The 19,282-nt window shown below is 67.3% G+C and carries 16 protein-coding genes and 1 pseudogene; 10 read left to right on the top strand and 7 right to left on the bottom strand.

All coding sequences use genetic code 11. The features are described 5' to 3' along the window. Positions 1–154 precede the first annotated feature (154 nt). The 3 genes from infA to CLV01_RS14750 all read right to left on the bottom strand — a co-directional run bounded on the left by infA (position 155) and on the right by CLV01_RS14750 (position 2,878). Positions 155–418, bottom strand: a complete 264-nt coding sequence (infA, locus tag CLV01_RS14760) for a translation initiation factor IF-1 (RefSeq protein ID WP_012204971.1) — start codon at positions 416–418, stop codon at positions 155–157. Between the two features lie 512 nt (positions 419–930). Then, complete coding sequence (locus CLV01_RS14755) at positions 931–2,319, bottom strand: GntP family permease (RefSeq protein ID WP_016453662.1); 1,389 nt, start codon at positions 2,317–2,319, stop codon at positions 931–933. Positions 2,320–2,470: 151 nt separating this feature from the next. Continuing rightward, the gene (locus tag CLV01_RS14750) at positions 2,471–2,878 is read right to left on the bottom strand and encodes a hypothetical protein (protein WP_099735299.1); all 408 of its coding nucleotides are present in this window, start codon (positions 2,876–2,878) and stop codon (positions 2,471–2,473) included. Between the two features lie 324 nt (positions 2,879–3,202). Here CLV01_RS14750 and CLV01_RS14745 point away from each other — a divergent pair, with 324 nt between their 5' ends. The 7 genes from CLV01_RS14745 to CLV01_RS14715 all read left to right on the top strand — a co-directional run bounded on the left by CLV01_RS14745 (position 3,203) and on the right by CLV01_RS14715 (position 9,491). Then, positions 3,203–4,192, top strand: a complete 990-nt coding sequence (locus CLV01_RS14745; RefSeq protein WP_099733976.1) for a LacI family DNA-binding transcriptional regulator — start codon at positions 3,203–3,205, stop codon at positions 4,190–4,192. Between the two features lie 78 nt (positions 4,193–4,270). Further along, on the top strand, positions 4,271–5,296 hold the full coding sequence (locus tag CLV01_RS14740) for an ABC transporter substrate-binding protein (protein WP_099733977.1): 1,026 nt from the start codon (positions 4,271–4,273) through the stop codon (positions 5,294–5,296). Then, positions 5,293–6,150: an ABC transporter permease gene (locus CLV01_RS14735; protein WP_099733978.1), complete on the top strand. Its 858-nt coding sequence runs from the start codon at positions 5,293–5,295 to the stop codon at positions 6,148–6,150. The genes CLV01_RS14740 and CLV01_RS14735 overlap by 4 nt, the downstream gene beginning before the upstream one ends. 2 nt (positions 6,151–6,152) lie before the next feature. Next, positions 6,153–6,950: an ABC transporter permease gene (locus CLV01_RS14730; protein ID WP_180288396.1), complete on the top strand. Its 798-nt coding sequence runs from the start codon at positions 6,153–6,155 to the stop codon at positions 6,948–6,950. Next, on the top strand, positions 6,940–8,001 hold the full coding sequence (locus tag CLV01_RS14725; protein ID WP_099733979.1) for an ABC transporter ATP-binding protein: 1,062 nt from the start codon (positions 6,940–6,942) through the stop codon (positions 7,999–8,001). The genes CLV01_RS14730 and CLV01_RS14725 overlap by 11 nt, the downstream gene beginning before the upstream one ends. Next, positions 7,988–8,848, top strand: a complete 861-nt coding sequence (locus CLV01_RS14720) for a phosphodiesterase (protein ID WP_099733980.1) — start codon at positions 7,988–7,990, stop codon at positions 8,846–8,848. The genes CLV01_RS14725 and CLV01_RS14720 overlap by 14 nt, the downstream gene beginning before the upstream one ends. A gap of 52 nt (positions 8,849–8,900) precedes the next feature. Further along, positions 8,901–9,491: an HD domain-containing protein gene (locus CLV01_RS14715; protein ID WP_099733981.1), complete on the top strand. Its 591-nt coding sequence runs from the start codon at positions 8,901–8,903 to the stop codon at positions 9,489–9,491. A 25-nt stretch (positions 9,492–9,516) separates the two neighbouring features. On the opposite strand, the gene CLV01_RS14710 is transcribed toward CLV01_RS14715, so the two are convergent. Further along, positions 9,517–10,746: a DUF11 domain-containing protein gene (locus tag CLV01_RS14710; protein WP_099733982.1), complete on the bottom strand. Its 1,230-nt coding sequence runs from the start codon at positions 10,744–10,746 to the stop codon at positions 9,517–9,519. A 332-nt stretch (positions 10,747–11,078) separates the two neighbouring features. Further along, positions 11,079–11,564: a winged helix-turn-helix transcriptional regulator gene (locus CLV01_RS14705; protein ID WP_013802900.1), complete on the bottom strand. Its 486-nt coding sequence runs from the start codon at positions 11,562–11,564 to the stop codon at positions 11,079–11,081. Positions 11,565–11,678: 114 nt separating this feature from the next. On the opposite strand from CLV01_RS14705, the gene CLV01_RS14700 reads away from it, so the two are divergent. Continuing rightward, a complete protein-coding gene (locus CLV01_RS14700; protein ID WP_099733983.1) occupies positions 11,679–12,977 on the top strand; it encodes a D-amino acid dehydrogenase in 1,299 nt (432 codons plus the stop codon). 57 nt (positions 12,978–13,034) lie between these two features. Here CLV01_RS14700 and CLV01_RS14695 read toward each other — a convergent pair whose 3' ends face one another. Next, positions 13,035–13,931: a LysR family transcriptional regulator gene (locus CLV01_RS14695; protein WP_013802902.1), complete on the bottom strand. Its 897-nt coding sequence runs from the start codon at positions 13,929–13,931 to the stop codon at positions 13,035–13,037. 150 nt (positions 13,932–14,081) lie between these two features. Here CLV01_RS14695 and CLV01_RS14690 point away from each other — a divergent pair, with 150 nt between their 5' ends. After that, entirely contained in the window at positions 14,082–15,404 is a 1,323-nt protein-coding gene (locus CLV01_RS14690) for an arylsulfatase (protein WP_070080985.1), read from the top strand. Beyond that, positions 15,401–16,422 (top strand): annotated as a pseudogene (locus CLV01_RS14685) (tripartite tricarboxylate transporter substrate binding protein). Before CLV01_RS14690 ends, CLV01_RS14685 begins: the two are co-directional and overlap by 4 nt. A 78-nt stretch (positions 16,423–16,500) precedes the next feature. Here CLV01_RS14685 and CLV01_RS14675 read toward each other — a convergent pair. Beyond that, positions 16,501–19,251, bottom strand: a complete 2,751-nt coding sequence (locus CLV01_RS14675; protein ID WP_257221303.1) for a TonB-dependent receptor domain-containing protein — start codon at positions 19,249–19,251, stop codon at positions 16,501–16,503. Between the last annotated feature and the right edge of the window lie 31 nt (positions 19,252–19,282).

Genomic DNA, 19,282 nt, shown 5'->3' with positions numbered 1-19,282 from the left:
GACTCGCCTGATCCGTCTGGTGCCCTCCAGGCGGTCGGGCCGTCGGGGCTGCTTGGAAAGCTGACTGGGGCTGCCGATCAGGCAACCAGGCACAGAGCCCGGTCCTGCCTGCGCCCCGAATGCCCGCTCTGCAACAGAAGCGGGCCGGCGGGCTTCAGCGGCGCTGCGGAGGACGCGGGCCCGGTGCGCCGGAGCGTTGCTCGATGTGGCGGAACGTGAGGCGACCCTTGTTCAGGTCATAGGGCGACATTTCAAGCGTCACCTTGTCGCCGGCCAGCACGCGGATGCGGTGCTTGCGCATTTTTCCGCCGGTATAGGCGATGAGCTGGTGGCCGTTTTCCAGCGTTACGCGGAAGCGGGAATCAGGCAGCACTTCGTCTACCCGGCCTTGCATTTCGATCAGTTCTTCTTTAGCCAATGGGACTCCTGTGAGTACATGTTGAAAGGGTTGCGTCGCCGCAAGTTGCTGGTGCAGCACCATGCTGCGGCCTTGGGCCAGCGCAGGATGACCGCTGCACGCAGGCAGCGGAGCATCGAAAAAGGGAAAAGAGGACCCTGCAGGTGGCAGGGAGAGTGCGGACCCGGGAGGTGGGTTGGATTCGCGTGGTGCTCGCCGTTGAGAGTGACAGTTGCGGACCTCGTCACAGACTTTGTGACAGTGGGCGGCTAACGGCAGCCCGGAGACCGCGAAGGTGTCAGACGGGCACTGAGGAGGCGAACAACAAGGACAGCACCTCCATCAGTATAGGTGAATTGCCGGCCCCGCGTTTAAGCGGCGCCGGGTACCGCACCTGTACGGGACGGCATTTTCCCTGTCGCGACTGGGGCAATTCGCAGTCGAACCGGAAGTAGTGCCCTCTCTTGGTGGTTGCCGCGGCATCGAAGCGGCCGCCGGCAGCCCGCCTCATGCCTTTCACTCATGCCTTTCACCTATCCCAGCTTGGGCAGCAGGTTGAACAGCAGCACCATCAGCAGGCCCACAAAGGACACGATGGACTGGACCACGGTAATCGTCTTGGTGGCCTCGCCCATGCTCATGCCGAACGACTCCTTCACCATCCAGAAGCCCGCGTGGTTGGCGTAGTTGAAGAACAGCGAGCCGCAGCCGATGGCCAGCGCCAGCAGCGGCACGTTCAGCGAAGGATCGGAGGCCGCCAGCGGCGCCAGCAGGCCCGCCGCGCCCACGATGCCCACGGTGGCAGAGCCGGTGGACACCGACAGCAGCATGGCGATCATCCAGCCCAACACCAGCGGAGGCAGGGCGAACTGCTGGGTCATGTGGACGATGGCATCGCCCACCTTGGCGCTGGTCAGGATCTGCTGGAAGGCACCGCCGCCCGCAATGATGAGCATGATGCCGGCGATGGGCTTGAGGCTCTGGCCCAGCGCGTCGCGCAGCTTCTCGGCATCGGCGCCGCGCAGATAGCCGAGGGTGATGGAGGCAAACACCACGCCCAGCAGCATGGCCACCAGCGGATTGCCCAGGAAGGCCGCCGCATGCAGCAGGCCCGAATCCTTGGGCAGCAGCACCTCGGCCAGCGCATGCACCAGCATCAGCAGCGCGGGCAGCAAGGCGCACAGCACGCCCATGCCGATGCTGGGCGCACTGCCCTCCCCGCCTTCCTTCTTGCCTGATGTGAACTGCTCCAGCAGGGCTGCATCGGGGCGCGTGCTCATGCGCGGCGTGATGAAGGCGCCGTACAGCGGGCCACCCAGCACCATGGCGGGAATCACGGCCAGAAAGCCGTACAGCATGGTCGGGCCGACCGTGGTGTGCAGCGTGGCGATGGCGGTGAGCGGGCCGGGGTGCGGCGGCACCATGCCGTGCATGGCGGCCAGCGCGGCGATCACGGGCACACCCACATAGACATAGGCCGATCCCTTGAAGCGCTCATTGCTTTCCAGCTTGCGCGCCACGCTGAAGATCAGCGGCAGCATGACCACCAGCCCCACCTCGAAGAACATGGGAATGCCGATCACGAAGGCCACCAGGGTCATGGCCCAGGGAATCATGCGCTCAGACGTGCGCTGCAGGATGGCACTGGCCAGCCGCTCGGTGGTGCCGGAGTCCGCCAGGATCTTGCCCAGCATGGCGCCCAGGGCAATCACCACGCCCACGGCGCCCAGCGTCTTGCCGGCCCCGTTGGTGAGGTTCTTGACGATCTCGCCCGGCGCCATGCCGGTGGCAAAGCCCACGCCAATGGAAACCACCAGCAGCGCCAGCAGGGGATGAAGACGGATGCGCGAGACGATCAGCGCGACCAGGACCAGCACGCTGGCCAGCGCGATGAGCAGCAGTTGGGTATCGAATGAAGACATAGGAGGCTTGGAGTTGTGATTCTTGCGACGGACGCCCGCACGCTGGCGGCATGCGGTTTCCGATCGCTGCAAATCGTATGCCTGGCCCTGAGGGGGAGCTGTAGGCTCCGGGCTTGTTCGCACGGGCAGCCGCTACGCGCAGCGGGGCAACTCAACTGCCAAGACAAAGCTCATAGACCGGCAAACCATCGGCGCCTTTCGGATCGCACAGCCACAGACCCTCAAAGAAATGGTGATCCTGGTCGGCCAGGCGGTCTTCCACCGCGAAATGCAGTTCATGGAGCAGCTCTGATGGCGTAGGCGCCGCTGTGCGGCGTATCTGCACTACTTCGGAGATCTTCAGCCACTCACCGGTGATCCCTCGTTGGTCGTACTTGAAGATGATGTTCAGGCTGGAAATCGGCAAGCGGGCCAGCAACGCCTTTTCATTGAAGTCGCATCCAACGTCTTCGTGATACTCGCGCAGCGCAACTTCCATCAACTGTGCGTTGCCAGGCAGGGTCGCCTGGAAGGACCAGTACAGATCGGTCAACAGCTTTTCAGGAGGTCGCATATTCATCTCAAGGGAGTGAAGGGATCGCGTGCCAACAGAAGTGCTGCGCTCTTGTTCCAGTGGCTACTGACCACGCACGCTGGGCCTGATCGCAGCTTACTTTGCAAAGCCCATCTCGGAATGGCGAAGCCCATGGTTCTCTTTTGGCCCATGCAAGGAAAACCTCGCTGCAGCGCCAGCAAGGTGCATTGAAGCAAGCCTGGAAAGCGGCCAAGGCCAGGGCCCCAATCCGCCAAACGCCTGGCTGCCACAAAAGCTTCAAATCTCCGTCACCGCACCGTCACGCGCAGCGGGTGCAATGTAAACGTTTTCAAGAAATCGTTTACATCCATGAGCATCACCGAGGTTGCACGCCGCGCGGGCCTGTCCGTCGCCACTGTTTCGCGGGTTTTCAATTCGCCGGAGGTGGTCAATGCGCAAACGCGCAGCACGGTGCTGCGCGTGGCGCAGGAAGTGGGCTATGTGGCCAATGCCAGCGCCCGCACGCTGCGCACGCGCAGCAGCAAGGTGCTGGGCGTGGTGCTGCCCACGCTCACCAATCCGGTGTTTGCCGAGTGCCTGCAGGGCATTGCCTCACAGGCGGCGCTGCGCGGCTATGCGATTTCGCCCTGCACCACCGAATACGACCACGCCGGTGAAGACGCGGCCACCACGCGGCTGCTGGCCAGCGGGGTGGATGCGCTGGTGCTGGTGGTCTCCAACCCTGGCGATTCGGCGGCGCTGGCGCGTGTGCGCCAGGCCGGCAAGCCCTATGTGCTGGCCTATCACCACACCCATGAGCATGCCTGCGTGGGCGTGGACAACACGGGCGCCGTCAGGGAGCTGGTGCTGCGCCTGGCTGCGGCAGGCCACAGCCGCATCGGCATGGTCACGGGCCAGCTGCAGGCGTCCGACCGCGCCCAGCAGCGCTGCCGTGGCTATGCGCTGGGCATGCAGGCCGCAGGCCTGGCGCCGCTGCCGGTCTGGGAGGTGCCCTTTGCCGCCACCGCCGTGCAGATGCTGCAGCAGCACCTGAGCGAGCAGGCCCCGCCCACGTCCATTGTCTGCAGCAACGATCTGCTGGCGATACGCACCATCCGCGCGGCATCGCTGGCCGGGTTCCGCGTGCCTGCGGACCTGAGCGTGGTCGGCTTTGACGGGATTGCCATGGCGGGCGATCTCACGCCTTCGCTGGCCTCGATTTCCCAGCCCAACCACGAGATCGGCTCGGCCTGCGTGCGCCTGCTGTGCGATGCGCTGGCGGACAAGAAAACCCTGGCCGCGCAAGACAGCCTGTGCCTGCCGCATGGCTGGCGCAGCGGAGAGACCTGCCGGCTCTGAAACCAACAACAGCGGCCCGCGCAAGCCAAGGCCGCGCCCTTCCCTTCCCCACGCTCCCAACCTCTTCGAGTACGCACCATGAAACTGACTTCCCTTCCCTTCAAGCCCTCCTTCAAGCGCCTGGCCCTGCTGGCCGCCACCACCGCCGTCTGCGGCACGGCCCTGGCCCAGAGCGCCATCTGCTACAACTGCCCGCCCGAATGGGCCGACTGGGGCACGCAGATCAAGGCCATCAAGGCCGATACCGGCATCACCGTGCCGCCCGACAACAAGAACTCGGGCCAGTCGCTGGCCCAGCTGGTGGCCGAGAAGGCCAGCCCCGTGGCCGATGTGACCTACCTGGGCGTGACCTTCGCCATCCAGGCGCAGAAAGACGGCGTGGTCGCCGCCTACAAGCCCGCCAACTGGGACCAGATTCCCGCCGGCCTCAAGGACCCCAAGGGCGAGTGGGTGACCATCCACTCGGGCACGCTGGGCTTCATGGTCAACAAGGCGGCGCTGGGCGGCAAGCCCGTGCCGCAGTCCTGGGCAGACCTGCTCAAGCCCGAGTACAAGGGCCTGGTCGGCTACCTGGACCCGGCCTCGGCCTTCGTGGGCTATGTGGGCGCCGTGGCCGTGAACCAGGCCATGGGCGGCACGCTGGACAACTTCCAGCCCGCCATCGACTACTTCAAGAAGCTGCAGAAGAACGAGCCCATCGTGCCCAAGCAGACCTCGTATGCGCGCCTGCTGTCGGGCGAGATCGGCATCCTGCTGGACTACGACTTCAACGCCTACCGCGCCCGCTACAAGGACAAGGCCGACGTGGACTTCGTGATCCCCAAGGAAGGCACCGTGGTCATGCCCTATGTGATGAGCCTGGTGAACAAGGCGCCGCACACGGACAACGGCAAGAAGGTGCTGGACTATGTGCTGTCCGACAAGGGCCAGTCCATCTGGGCCAACGCCTACCTGCGCCCCGTGCGCGACGTGGCCCTGCCCAAGGAGGTGGCCGGCCATTTCCTGCCCGCCAGCGAGTACGCACGCGCCACCTCGGTGGACTACCAGAAGATGGCGGATGTGCAAAAGGGCTTCTCCACGCGCTACCTGCGTGAAGTGCGTTGAGCCGGGCGGACTGCATCGTGGGCATTCCCTCCCAAGCGCCAGGCGACTGGCGCGCCCGCGCGCTGCTGCTGGCCTGCAGCGCGCCGGCCGTGGCCTTCTTCGCGGCGTTCTGGCTGCTGCCGGCCGGCCTGCTGCTGGCGCTGCCGGCGCATGAAGGCTGGCGCACCTACTTCGCCACGCTGACCGACGCGCTGTACCTGCAAAGCCTGCTGCAGACGCTGGCCCTGTCACTGGCCGTGACCCTGGCCACGCTGCTGATCGGCGCGGTGATGGGCATTGCGCTGGCGCGCCACCGCTTCACGGGGCGCGGCCTGCTGCTGTCGCTGCTGACGCTGCCGCTGTCGTTTCCGGGCGTGATCATCGGCTTTTTCATCATCCTGCTGGGCGGGCGCCAGGGCGCGCTGGCCGACCTGTCGGTGGCCCTGGGCGGCGAGCGGATCACCTTCGCCTACGGGCTGCTGGGCCTGTTTCTGGGCTACCTGTACTTCTCGCTGCCGCGCGCCATTGCCTCCTACACGGCAGCGGCCGAGGCGCTGGACCCGCACCTGGAAGAGGCCGCGCGCTCGCTGGGCGGCAATGGCTGGCGCGTGGCGCGCGATGTGTGGTGGCCGCAGCTGCTGCCCACCACGCTGGCCTGCGGCGCCATCGTGTTCGCCACCTCGGTGGGGGCCTTCGGCACGGCCTTCACGCTGTCGAGCAAGTTCGAGGTGCTGCCCATCACCATCTACAACGAGTTCACCAACTACGCCAACTTCGCCCTGGCCGCCAGCCTGTCGATCAGCCTGGGGCTGATCACCTGGCTGGTGCTGTGGCTGTCGCGGCGCTGGGCCGGTCCGGCTGCCTCGGGAATCTGACCATGCGGACCACACAAAAAATGCCACCACTGATGTGGCTGGTGACGGCCACCGTCACCCTGTTCATGCTGGCGCCCATGCTGCTGTCGGTGCTGGCCGGGCTGGTGCAGAACTACGGCCAGGGCCTGTCCAGCGGATTGACCACGCGCTGGCTGGCCGAGGTCTGGGCCGGCTACGGCAATACCGTGCTGATGTCGCTGCTGCTGGCCTGCGCCTGCGTGGCCATGACCTTGGTGCTGGGCGTGCCCTGCGCCTATGCGCTGGCGCGCAGCCGCTCGCCCTGGGCCCGGCATTTCGAGGAGCTGCTGACGCTGCCCGTGGCCATTCCGGGCCTGGCCAGCGCCCTGGCCCTGCTGCTGGCCTATGGCAGCGTGGCCGCCTTCCGCCAGAGCTTTGCCTTCATCCTGGTGGGCCATGTGGTGTTCACCCTGCCCTTCATGGTGCGCATGGTGGGCTCGGCCCTGCGCCGCCAGGAGCTGGTGGCGCTGGAGGAGGCTGCGCGCAGCCTGGGCGCCTCGTTCACGCAGCGCTTCCTGGGCGTGCTGGTGCCTGCCGTGCTGCCCGCCATCGTGGCCGCCTGCCTGATGGTGTTCACCCTGTCCATGGGCGAGTTCAACCTGACCTGGATGCTGCACACGCCGCTGACGCGCACCCTGCCCGTGGGCCTGGCCGACAGCTATGCGTCCATGCGCATCGAGGTGGGCTCGGCCTACACCCTCATCTTCCTCATCGTCATCCTGCCCGTGATGTGGCTGCTGCAGGCGCTGGGGCATTTCATCGAGAAGCATTATGGAAAGTAACAGCGTCGCCATCGACATCCGGCAGTGCGCCAAGACCTATGCCGACGGAACGCGCGGCCTGCAGGCCACCGACCTGCGCGTGGAGCCCGGCGAGGTGCTGGCCCTGCTCGGCCCCTCGGGCTGCGGCAAGACCACGCTGCTGCGCATCATCGCGGGGCTGGAGACGCCGGATGCGGGCAGCCGCATCGCCTTCGGCGACACCGACGTCACCCGCGTGCCCATAGAAAAGCGCCAGGTGGGCATGGTGTTCCAGCACTACGCGCTGTTCCCGCAGATGAGCGTGCAGGCCAACATAGCCTACGGCCTGCGCATACGCGGCGTGTCCGAGCAGGAGCAGCGCCGCGTGGTGGGCGAACTGGTGGACCTGGTGCGCCTGAACGGCCTGGAGCACAAGCGCCCGGCCGAACTGTCCGGTGGCCAGCGCCAGCGCGTGGCCCTGGCCCGCGCCGTGGCATCGCGCCCGCGCGTGCTGCTGCTGGACGAGCCGCTGACCGCGCTGGACGCCAAACTCAAGGAAACCCTGCGCGACGAGCTGGCCCAGCTGCTGCGCCAGCTGCGCATCACCGCCGTCCACGTCACGCACGACCAGCAGGAGGCCATGGCCATTGCCGACCGCATGGCCGTCATGCAGGCAGGCCGCATCCTGCAGGTGGGCGACGGTGAGAGCCTGTACCGCCGACCGGCCCATCCCTTTGTCGCCACCTTCCTGGGGCGCGTGAACCAGGTCGAACGCAGCGAAGACGATGCGCGCAGCAACCGGCTGGCGCTGGCCGGCATGGAGCTGGCCTGTCCGGCCGAATGCACGGGCGCAGCCCGGCTGCTGCTGCGCCCTGAAGACATCGAGGTCTGCGCCGCCGGCACGCCGGGCGGCGTGCCGGCATCGGTGACGCGCCGCGTCTTCCTGGGCGACCGCCTGCAGCTCACGCTGGAGCTGGCGGGCCACACGCCGCTGATGGCCGACGTGGCCCGCGACCACGCCGCGCAATCGGGCGACCGCGTGGCCTTGCGCATCGCCCCCCACCAATGGATGCCCAACCATGCCCACGCCTGAAACCCTGCGCCCCTCCATGACCACCTTCCTGGCCCAGCTCACCGACCTGCACATCCGCGAACCCGGTCGCCTGACCTACCGCCGCATCGATACCGCCCAATACCTGGAGCGCACGGTGCAAAGCGTGCTGGCTCTGCCGCAGCAGCCGCACGCCGTCGTGATCACCGGCGACCTGACCGACTTCGGCCGGCCCGCCGAATACGCCCACCTGCGCAGCCTGCTGGCGCCGCTGGGCGAGCTTCCCATCTACCTGCTGCCCGGCAACCACGATGACCGCGACGCGCTGCGCACCGCCTTTCCCGAGCACACCTGGCTGCGCAGCGAAGGCTTCATCCAGTACGCCGTGGACATCGGCGATCTGCGGCTGATCGCGCTGGACACCGTGGTGCCCGGCCACAGCGAGGGCGCGCTGTGCGAGGAGCGCCTGCAATGGCTGGAGCTGCAACTCACCGCCAGCGAAGGCCGGCCCGTGGTGATCGCCATGCACCACCCGCCCTTCGAGACCCTGATAGGCCACATGGACAAGATCGGCCTGCTGCAGGGTGCCCAGGCACTCGAAGACCTGGTGCGCCGCCACCCCAACGTGCAGCGCGTCATCTGCGGCCACCTGCACCGCAGCATCCAGGTCTCCTTCGGCGGCACGGTGGCCATGACCTCGCCCGCGCCCGCCCACCAGGTCTGCCTGGACCTGGCGCCCGACGCCGCATCGGCCTGGACGCTGGAGCCGCCCGGCTTCATGCTGCACGCCCTGCCGCACGGCGGCCGACTGGTCAGCCATGCCGTGGCCAGCGGGCAATTCGACGGGCCGCACCCGTTCTGGGATGCGGACGGGCGGTTGATCGACTGAGCCCGAGGACACACCAACCCAGCCCCGGCGAAAGCCGGGGAGAATATCCGCCATGGATACAGCCAACATCAAGGGCCGCCTGGACTTCCTGCGCGAGGCCGAAAAACTCAAGAGCGTGCTGCGCAGCGCCCACACCTCCACCGGCCGCACCGAAAGCACGGCAGAGCACAGCTGGCGCCTGTGCCTGATGGCCATCGCCTTCGAGGACCAATTCGCACAGCTGGACATGCTCAAGCTGCTCAAGCTGTGCGTGATCCACGACCTGGGCGAGGCCATCCACGGCGACATCCCTGCCGTGGAAAAGAACCAGCACCCCGACAAGAGCGCGCAGGAAAAGGCCGACCTGCTGCACCTGACCCGCTCGCTGCAGCCCGGGCACCGCGACGCCATCATGGCCCTGTGGCAGGAGTACGAAGACGCCGCCACCCCCGAGGCCCGCGCCGTCAAGGCCCTGGACAAGCTGGAGACCATCCTGCAGCACAACCAGGGGATCAACCCGCAGGATTTCGACTACGGCTTCAACCTGGGCTACGGCAGGAAGTACACGGGCGCCGATCCTCTGTTCGCCCAGGTGCGCAGCCTGCTCGACGAGGACACGCGCCAGAAAATGGGCGCCGCCGCGCAGGACGCCAGCGCGACCTAGCTGCACCAGCGCCCCTGTGGCCGCTTCAGCGGCCCGCGCCGACCCGCTGGCGCCGCCCCAGCCCCATCCATCCGATGGCTGCAGCCAGCAGGCTCAGGACCGCAAGGGCTGTGTGCTGCAGCGTCGGCACGGGGGTCACCTGGCCACCGCCGGGGGGAGCCGCCACCGTATTGATGGACGCGGAAGCCATGCACGGCACCGTTCCCACGACCTGCCCTGCTTGCATGCACTGCACCGACGGGTCCCCGGCATTCACGGTGGCCACATTGGTAATGGTTGAGGGCGCCGGGTTGGACACGCTGGCCATCACGGTGAAAACCAGCGAATCTCCTGCCGCGAACACGGGCACCGTGACTGCCAGCGATCCGGGGCCTGACGCCACGGGACATGGCGTGCTGGCGCCGGGCGTACAGGTCCAGGTGGCGCGCTCCAGGCCGGCAGGCAGGCTGTCGGCAATCTGCGCCTGGGTGGCGGGCACGGTCCCCGTATTCCTGACGGTGATGGTGTAGCGCACCTCCTGCCCCGCCTGCACCTGGCCTGCGGGCGAGATGCTGTGGGTCAACGACAGGGCAGGATGCACGGCCTCCCTGTGCCAGGACATGACGTTCTGGTTTTGCACGGGCGCCCCGGTCCACGCAACGGACACGCCGTTACCGGGTATCTCGTAGGTCCCCAAACAGGTGTCGCTTTCCCCCGAATAACTGACCTGCTGGGATGTTTCCGAGAACAAGGAAGCGCACATCGCGTTGTTCATGGCACCCACCTGTTCCGTGGCCATTTCAAACCGGCTCAGCATATCCACATCATTGGGAGATCCACCCGGGCCAATTTGATTGATGGAGCGGTGCGGATTGTTTCCCGTCAGCCAGCGTTGAAGGTGGATTCTGTTTCTCACGATATTGGACCCACTGTCCGTGGAAACCCTGAATATGAATGCGCGCACATCCGGATCGGAACTGCTGTAGGTGTTCAATCCGTCCGAGAAACTATAGGAAGTCACCAGCGCCCTTATTTCGCTCTCGTCCAGATTGGGCTGCAAGGGTGCGGCCGTTTCAAACCAGCCGGCCAGACGGGCGGTCCTCGGAAAATCCTGGCATGAGCCGTGAGACCCCAGGGGACAAGCCGTGCGATCCTGGAAATCCGAGTAGGAGGTTCTCATCTCCCCGTAGTAACGGGTCACTTGCGCGCTGGCGGGGGGGCAGGCCGAGAGTGCTGCGCCGGCCATCAAGGCAGCCATGAGGGCGTGATTTTTCATAGAACTCCCAGTGATAGATAGATTTGCGCTATCAAGGTATCACTGGTATTGAACTTTAAAAATCACCAATCCCCTACAGCCACCATCCAATGACAAATATTTGCAATCCCGCCATTGGAATGGAACTCCAAGTTGTCGTCCTGCCTACTTTTCAACGGAGAGCGCGGATGAATGCGGAACTGCATAACAACCCATCTGCCGCCCAATATCTTTCTTGATTGGAATGCACAATACCCAATTTGAATCGAATATATTGTGACAAAAGTTTCAAATAGTAAATGACAGTGATGAATGGCGGTAGATCCGAACCTGGAACGCCGAGGACGGCACCCTCACCGATCCACAGGCAGCGCCAGCGTCTCCTTGACCTCTTCCATCACCACATAGCTGTGCGACTCAGCCGGCACGGGCAGTTTCTTGAGGATGTCGCCCAGCAGGCGGCGGTACTCGCGCATGCCGCCCAGGCGGGCCTTGACCAGGTAGTCGAAGCTGCCCGATACCAGGAAGCACTCCAGCACGTCGGGCACGTGCAGCAGTTCCTGGCGCACCTTGTCGAAGACCTCGCCCGACTTGGACGAGAGCTTGATCTCCACGAACACCAGCAGCGTCTTGCCCAGCGCCTCGGGCGAGAGGTGGGCGTGGTAGCCCGTGATCACGCCATCGCGCTCCAGGCGGCGCACGCGCTCCGAACAGGGCGTGGCCGAGAGGCTGACCTGCTCGGCGAGATCGGTCATGGAGATGCGGCCGTCGCGCTGCAGGATGTCGAGGATCTTGCGGTCGGTGCGGTCAAGCACGCGGTTTTCACTTTTGGCGGCCATGGCGGCGATTCCCGGGGCTTATAAATCACTGGATAGTAGCAATATTTCAGTGGTTTCCACTGCCTCATCGTCAATAGACTTTGATTTCATCTTGTTGACCTGGCGGTGAATCGTATGAAAGTCCTTGTTCTTGGCGGCGGTGTCATCGGCGTGACCAGTGCGTACTACCTGGCGCGGGCCGGCGCCGAGGTCACGGTGCTGGATCGGCAGGATGCGCCCGCGTCCGAAACCAGCTTTGCCAACGCGGGCCAGGTCTCGCCCGGCTACTCCACGCCCTGGGCGGCGCCCGGCATTCCGCTCAAGGCCCTGAAGTGGATGCTGCAGGAACACGCGCCGCTGGCCGTGCGCCTGGACGGCAGCCTGTTCCAGCTGCGCTGGATGGCGCAGATGCTGCGCAACTGCTCTGCCCAGCGCTACGCCGTCAACAAGGAGCGCATGATGCGCGTGGCCGAGTACAGCCGCAGCTGCCTGCAGCAGTTGCGCGCCGACACCGGCATCGCCTACGAGCAGCGCACCGGCGGCACCTTGCAACTGTTCCGCACCCAGGCCCAGCTGGACGCCGTGGAGCGCGACGTGGCCGTGCTGCGCGAATGCGCCGTGCCCTTCGAGCTGCTGGACCGCGACCAGCTCGCCCAGGTGGAACCCGCCCTGGCCCAGGCGCGCGACCGGCTGACGGGCGGCCTGCGCCTGCCCAAGGACGAGACAGGCGACTGCCACCGCTTCACCAATGAATTGGCCCGCATCGCCACCGGCCTGGGCGTGGAGTTGCGCTTCAACCAGAACGTGGATGGCCTGGTGGTCGAAAGCGGCCGCATTGCCGGCGTGCGCGTGAATGGCGAACTGCTGACCGCCGACCGCTACGTGATGGCCTTCGGCAGCTACTCGCGCCAGGCGCTGGAGCCGCTGGGGCTGGACCTGCCCGTCTACCCCGTCAAGGGCTATTCGCTCACCGTGCCGCTGGGCAACCCGGCGCTGGCGCCGCAGTCCACCGTGCTGGACGAGACCTACAAGATTGCCGTCACCCGCTTTGACGACCGCATCCGCGTGGGCGGCATGGCCGAGCTGGGCGGGTTCGACCTGCGCCTGGACCCGCGCCGCCGCGCCACGCTGGAGCTGGTGGTCAACGACCTGTTCCCGGGCGGCGATGTGGCGCGCGCCAGCTTCTGGACCGGGCTGCGGCCCATGACGCCGGACGGCACGCCCATCATCGGCGCCACGCGCTACTCCAACCTGTTCCTGAACACCGGCCACGGCACGCTGGGCTGGACCATGGCCTGCGGCTCGGGCCGCCTGATCGCCGACCTGATCACCGGCCGCAGCCCGGAAATCAGCACGGACGGCCTGGCCCTGGACCGCTACACGCACCGGCCGGCCCGGCACCTGGGGGGCAACTCCACCCCCGTCTCCGCCTGAGCGCAAGACACCTTGAACATCTGAGGCCAGCCTGCACCGGCCCTGCGTTACGGGCCGCTACCCCAGCGTCAGGTCCCGCAGCGCGGACATCAGCGGCGACCAATGGGCCTTGGGGTGGCTGATGAGAAGCCAGCTGCGGCGCGTGCGCAGCTCGGGGATGGGCAGGGACTGCAGGCGCTCGGGATTGCTGCGCAGCACATGGCTGGGCACGTAGCACAGCAGGTCGGTCTGGCCCACGATGTCGATGGTGGCCTCGGTGTTGTGCTGGATCTCCAGGGCCACGGTGGGCGCGCCCAGGCCCTGAGCCGCGAAGGCCTCGTCCACCACCTTGCGCACGGCGGCTCCTGGTGCCGGCAAGGCCCAGGAGTAGCCCTGCAAATGCCCGAACCTCAGGCCCTGCTCCAGCGCCAGCTGGAACAGCGGGTGGCGCGGCCGTGCGGCGGCCCATAGCTCGTCCTCGCCGATGACCACCTGGGCGCAGCGCGTGGCATGGCCCGGGTAGGACGGCACCACGGCCAGGTCCAGGCTGCCGTCGAGCAGCGCGCGCTCCAGGTCGTCGGACTTGCCCACGGTCAGCCGCACGCGCAGGCCGGGGCGGCGGCGCAGCAGCTCGGCCACGGCCCGGGTGGCGCGGCTTTCGGAAGTGGCCTGCGTGAAGCCCAGGCGGATCAGGCCCACATGCTGGGCCTGGATGTCGCTGGCGGCGCGCATTGTCTCCTCATGCCGCAGCACCAGTTGACGCGCGGGCTCCATGAACAGCTGGCCGCTGCTGGTCAGCGCCACGCCATGCGTTCCGCGCGTGAACAGGGCCGCTCCCACGCCCTGCTCCACGCGGCGCACGATCTTGGAGACGGCCGGCTGGGTCAGCTGCAGGGCAGCGGCCGCACGCCCGAAATGGCCATGCTCGGCCACGGCCAGAAAGCAGGCCAGCTCGTTATAGGCAAATCCCGTCATGCCATTCCTTGTCAACGAAGAAAAACGAGAAAGCTTGCTACCTTGCCGAGCAAAGCCATTCCAGATGTGCATCGATTTTCGCTGGTTTGGTTATCACCAAGACAGGGCTTGTGGCTAGAGTTTTGGCATGGAAACTTTTTGAGCCACATCATGAACCCACCAAATATCGTGCTCATCGTCGCGGACAACCTGGGCTGGGGCGAGCTGGGCTGCTACGGCGGCGGTGCGCTGCGCGGCGCGCCCACTCCGCGCATCGACCAGCTGGCCTCCGAGGGTCTGCTGCTGCAGAATTTCAACGTGGAAAGCGACTGCGTGCCCACGCGCTCGGCCCTGATGACGGGGCGCCACCCCATCCGCACGGGTGCCCTGCAATCGGTGCCGGCCGGGCTGCCCCAGGGCCTGACGCGCGGCGAGACCACGCTGGCCCAGTTGCTGTCGGCCCAGGGATATGCCACGGCGCATTTCGGCAAATGGCATCTGGGGGACATTCCGGGCCGTTATCCCTCGGACCGGGGTTTCGACGAGTGGTACGGCATTCCGCGCACCACGGACGAAAGCCAGTTCACCGCGACCACGGGCTACGACCCCCTGGTAGCGCCCCTGCCCCACATCATGGAAGGCCGCGCAGGCGCGCCCTCGGACGATGTCAAGGTCTATGACCTGGAATCGCGGCGCAACATCGATGCCGAGTTGGTGGAGCGCTCGCTGGACTTCATGCGCCGCAACCACGCCCGGGACCGCCGCTTCTTCCTGTACCTGCCCCTGGTGCACCTGCACTTTCCCACGCTGCCGCATGCGGATTTCGCGGGCCGCACCGGCCAGGGCGATTTTGCCGACTCCATGGTGGAGATGGACCACCGCGTGGGTCAGATCTCGGACGAGATCGACCGGCTCGGCCTGCGCGAGGACACGCTATTCATCTTCTGCAGCGACAACGGCCCCGAGTTCCGCCAGCCCTACCGCGGCACGGCCGGCCCCTGGCGCGGCACCTACCACACGGCCATGGAGGGCAGCCTGCGCGTGCCCTTCATCGCACGCTGGCCGGGCCGCATCCAGGCCGGGCGCACCAGCAATGAAATCATGCACGTGACCGACATCTTCTCCACCCTGGCGGCGGTGGCGGGCGCCGCCGTGCCGCAGGACCGGCCCATCGACGGCCTGGACCAGACTGCCTTCCTGCTGGGCGAGCCCCGGTCCGCGCGCGAGGGCTTTCTCTTCTACATCAAGGACCAGCTGCGGGCCGCGAAGTGGCGCGACTGGAAGCTGCATTTCTACTGGGAGCCCGAGGTCAACGAGAGCAAGGGCAAGCTGGAGTCACCCTACCTGTTCAACATCGTTCGCGATCCCAAGGAGGAGCATGACGTGCTGATCTTCAACACCTGGGTGCTCAACCCCATGCTCACCATGGTCCAGCGCTTCAACGAAAGCTGCAAGGCACACCCCAACACCGCGCCCGGCGCCCCCGACCAATGACCTGCGCACCCCTACCCGCCCCGCAGGCCAGCGGCCGCCTGCTGACCACCCGCCGCCATGCGCTGCGCCCCCTGGCCGCCGCAGCCCTGCTGGCCCTTGCACTGCCCACGGCCCGCGCGGCCGATTCCCCGGCGCACGCCCCGCAGGGCAAGCCCATCACCTGGATCGTGGGCTTTGCGCCCGGCGGCAGCCTGGACGTGCTGACCCGCCATGTGGCCCGGCAACTGGAGGCCAGGGCCGGTGTCAGCGTGGTGGTCGAGAACCGGCCGGGCGCCTCGGGCGCGATCAGCCTGCAGGCGGCGGCCAAGGCGCCTGCCGATGGCCTGACCCTGGTCTCCGTTCCCGGACCGCAGCTGTCCGGTCCACGCCAGCCCGAGGTGGGCCGCGAGCTGACCGCCGTGGCCGTGATGGCCCGGGGCGCCATGGTGCTGGTGGGCCCGGCCCGGGTGCGGCCGGCAGCCTGGGCGAACTGGTAGCCGCCATGAAAGCCAAACCGGGCCAATGGAGCTACGCCAGTTCGGGCACGGGCACCTCCCAGCATCTGGCGGGCGAACTGCTCAACGCCCTGGCGGCCACCAGCATGGTGCATGTGCCGTACAAGGGTGGCGGGCAGGCCGTGACCGATGTGGTGGGCGGGCAGATCCCCCTGGCCATGCTGGGCGTGACGCCCGTGCTGCCGCACATCCAGTCGGGCCGGCTGAAGGCCTATGCCGTGACCAGCGCCACGCGCATAGACAGCCTGCCTGATGTACCGACCATGCGCGAGGCTGGCGTGCCCGGCTACGAGGCCACCCAGTGGTATGCCGTGGCCGCGCCCTCCGGCACGCCCCCCGAGCGGCTGGCCCAGCTCAATCAGTGGATCAACCAGGCCATACAGTCGCCCGAGCTGCGCCCCACGCTGCAGGCCGCCGGGGCCGTGGCCACGCCCATGTCCCTGCCCGAGATCCAGCGCTTCATGTCCCAGGACAACGCCAAGTGGAAGAAGCTGGCTGCAGACCGGCGCCTGGCGCTGGACTGACCCCACAGCGCCGGGCCACGCCGGGCCGGGCCACGCCGGGCCGGGCCACGCCGGGCAGGGCCGGGCCGCCAGCCCCTTTCAATGCGCCGAGAACCCCAGCAGGTATTCGTAGCTGAGGCTGGTGGTGCGCGCGTCGCCTGCCACGGGCAGGCGCACGATGGCCAGCAGCTGGTTCATGCCGGCACGCGGTGTGACGGTCACCAGGCCGTCGGCATCGGTTGCCAGTGGCGGGCCGCTTTCTCCCAGCGACACGCGCACGCCGGCCCGGGGCTGGCCGTTCAGCAGCACCTGGAATTGCTGGGGCTCGCCCGCGTGGGGCGAGCGGCGGGTCTTGGCGATGATCTCCAGGGTCTGGCCCAGCTTCTCGCGGGTGACCGGGCCCCATTCGAGGATGGTCTTGTGGAACTTGAGCGCATGCACGCCGCTGGTGGCGCCAGGGTTCTCGGTCATGGGCTTTTCAACCATCGGCCCCTCGCCCACGCGGCTGAAAAATCCGTTGTCGAAATGCGCGGCCAGCAGCGCGGCCTTGCGGGCAGGCGTGGCGCGGGCGCCGCCGGGCACGGGCTGCACGGCCACGTCGATGCGGCGGCCGCGCGCGTCATAGGCCTCAACGCTCTTGAGCTTGCCGGCCGCAAAGTTCTCCAGCTTGCCCTCATGGCCGCCGAACTGCACGGTGTAGGCACCGTCGGCATCGGGCTCCAGCCAGACGTTGTGGGCCTGGGCCAGCGGCGCGCAGGCCAGCAGGACCACGAATGCGGCGGTTGCAACGGATGCGAAACAGGGGTTGGATTGCATTTTTTCCTCCTCAAAACTGTGTCTGCACGCCGACCTTGAGCGTGCGCGGCGCGCCGGGCGCGAACAGCGGCACGCCGCGGATGACCGAGGCCGACGTGGCATAGGCCTTGTCCCCAGGTTGGAGACCACGGCATAGATGCGGCTGCGCGCCGAAGGCAGGCGCCAGCTCAGGCCCAGGTCCCAGGTGGCGTAGCCGCCGTAGAACACGCTGTTGTCGGCCGTGACGGCATAGCGGCCCACGCGGCGCCAGGTGAGCGTGCCCTCCCACTGCGCCAGCGGGCGCCAGGCCAGGCCCACGGTGGCGGTCTGCCGGGGCACGCCGGCCACCTGGTTGCCGACCAGGGCCGGGTTGCCGTTTTCGGTCACGCGCGAATGGGCGCTGCCCCAGGCCACTTGCAGGTCCAGGTTCCTGCGCACGGCCCACAGCGCGCTGGCCTCCACGCCCGTGCGGCGCGTGGCGCCGAAGTTCTCGTACACGCCGGGCGCCACGTTGCGGATCTCGTCCGAGGACTGCAGGCGATAGGCGGCCACATCCAGCACCAGGCCCGGCATGGGCTTGATCTGCGCGCCCACTTCGGTCTGCCGGAAGATATTGGGATCGAGCTGCGCGGCGCCCAGCGCGTACTTGGCGAAATCGCTGGCCAGCGCAAATCCTTCGGACCAGCTGGCGCGCAGCAGCACGCCCGGCGCCACCTGCGAGCGCAGGCCCAGCTTGGGGCTGGCATGCGAGGTGCGCGCGAGCGGGCCGCAGGGGTCGCTGCCCGTCTCGGGGCCATTGGGACGGCAGCCGCCCGTGAAGCGGTCCCAGCGCAGGCCGGCGGACAGCTGCAGCAGGCGGTGGATGGGCGCATCCGCCTCGGCAAAGGCCGAAAGGGTGTTGAGCCTGGAATTGCGGTCGTCAATGGCCGCGCCCGTGCGCTCGCGCCATTGCAGGCCGTCGTAGAACTGGTAGTCGGTGGATTCGCGCACGGCCTCCAGCCCGGCCACCCAGTTGAGCGGGGTCAGCTCCGAGACATGCCGGCCATTGAGGCTGGTGCCGGCGCCGTAGACGGCGCGGTCATAGCTTTCCTCGCGCTGGCGCCACTGCCGTGCGTCGATGGGCCGGCTGAACCAGCGCGTGAAGCTTTGCTGCGTGGTGTAGGCATGGCCCAGCCAGGTCAGCCGGGGCGAAAGCGCGTACTGCACATCGGCCCGCAGCGTGGCGAAGTTCTTGCGCGTGCCATCGTTCATGGCGCGCGGATCGATGCCATGCGGATCGCGTGCGAACTGCCCCGCCGTCAGGTACGAAGGCGAGTCGCCCTCGCCGTGGTGCAGCCGTGCCGACAGCGCCACCTCCAGCTGCGACGAGAGCCGCTTGCTCCAACGCAGGGATGCCGTGCTGCGCTGCATTTGCGACTGCGCCCGGAAACCGTCCGTGCGGTAGTGCTGGGCCGCCAGGTTCAGGAACTCGCCCTCCCCCGGCTTCAGCCCCAGCGCCGCCTGAGCGTCCAGCGTGCCACGCGAGGCCAGGCTCACGTCGGCCTCGCGGTAGGGGGTGTAGTCGCCCTGCTTGCGCGTTTCTATCGCCATCAGCCCCGCGCGGTTGAAGTTGCCGTACAGCGCGGACACGGGACCCTTGTAGATGCTGATGCGCTCCATCTCCAGCGGCACGATCACGCCCAGGTCCACATAGCCGTCGGCATGCGACATGGCCTCATTCAGGGGAATGCCGTCCAGCACCACACCCACGTCGCCGCCATGGCCGCCACCGCCGAAGCCGCGCATGACGATGGCGTCACCCACGCCCGACAGCTGGTAGTTCTGCACATTCATGCCCGGCACCTGGCGCAGCAGCTCCTGCGGATGGCTGACATGGGCGTTGGCGATGTCCTCTGCCTCGATCACCGTGGTGGTGTAGGCGGCCGAGGCGCCACGCGCGGTCTGGCCCTTGACCTCGACGGGCTGCAGGCTGGGCGCGGCATCCGTCGCCTGCTGTGCACCAGCCTGGGGAATGGCGGCCAGGCCCAGCAGGCCGGCCGCCGCAATCTGGTGCAAGGCGCAGGGCCGAGAAGGAATTTTCAGAGGA

Source organism: Delftia sp. 60 (assembly GCF_002754395.1).
Taxonomy (GTDB): domain Bacteria; phylum Pseudomonadota; class Gammaproteobacteria; order Burkholderiales; family Burkholderiaceae_C; genus Comamonas; species Comamonas acidovorans.
This window is presented reverse-complemented; position numbering and strand designations above follow the sequence as displayed.

What these genes read in the sequence shown, in the direction of transcription:
- CLV01_RS14710 (WP_099733982.1), bottom strand. Translation starts at nt 10,746, where the DNA reads ATGAAAAATCACGCCCTCATGGCTGCCTTGATGGCCGGCGCAGCACTC.
- CLV01_RS14750 (WP_099735299.1), bottom strand. Translation starts at nt 2,878, where the DNA reads ATGAATATGCGACCTCCTGAAAAGCTGTTGACCGATCTGTACTGGTCC.
- CLV01_RS14715 (WP_099733981.1), top strand. Translation starts at nt 8,901, where the DNA reads ATGGATACAGCCAACATCAAGGGCCGCCTGGACTTCCTGCGCGAGGCC.
- CLV01_RS14695 (WP_013802902.1), bottom strand. Translation starts at nt 13,931, where the DNA reads ATGACGGGATTTGCCTATAACGAGCTGGCCTGCTTTCTGGCCGTGGCC.
- CLV01_RS14740 (WP_099733977.1), top strand. Translation starts at nt 4,271, where the DNA reads ATGAAACTGACTTCCCTTCCCTTCAAGCCCTCCTTCAAGCGCCTGGCC.
- CLV01_RS14690 (WP_070080985.1), top strand. Translation starts at nt 14,082, where the DNA reads ATGAACCCACCAAATATCGTGCTCATCGTCGCGGACAACCTGGGCTGG.
- CLV01_RS14720 (WP_099733980.1), top strand. Translation starts at nt 7,988, where the DNA reads ATGCCCACGCCTGAAACCCTGCGCCCCTCCATGACCACCTTCCTGGCC.
- CLV01_RS14730 (WP_180288396.1), top strand. Translation starts at nt 6,153, where the DNA reads ATGCGGACCACACAAAAAATGCCACCACTGATGTGGCTGGTGACGGCC.
- CLV01_RS14725 (WP_099733979.1), top strand. Translation starts at nt 6,940, where the DNA reads ATGGAAAGTAACAGCGTCGCCATCGACATCCGGCAGTGCGCCAAGACC.
- CLV01_RS14745 (WP_099733976.1), top strand. Translation starts at nt 3,203, where the DNA reads ATGAGCATCACCGAGGTTGCACGCCGCGCGGGCCTGTCCGTCGCCACT.
- CLV01_RS14705 (WP_013802900.1), bottom strand. Translation starts at nt 11,564, where the DNA reads ATGGCCGCCAAAAGTGAAAACCGCGTGCTTGACCGCACCGACCGCAAG.
- CLV01_RS14755 (WP_016453662.1), bottom strand. Translation starts at nt 2,319, where the DNA reads ATGTCTTCATTCGATACCCAACTGCTGCTCATCGCGCTGGCCAGCGTG.
- CLV01_RS14700 (WP_099733983.1), top strand. Translation starts at nt 11,679, where the DNA reads ATGAAAGTCCTTGTTCTTGGCGGCGGTGTCATCGGCGTGACCAGTGCG.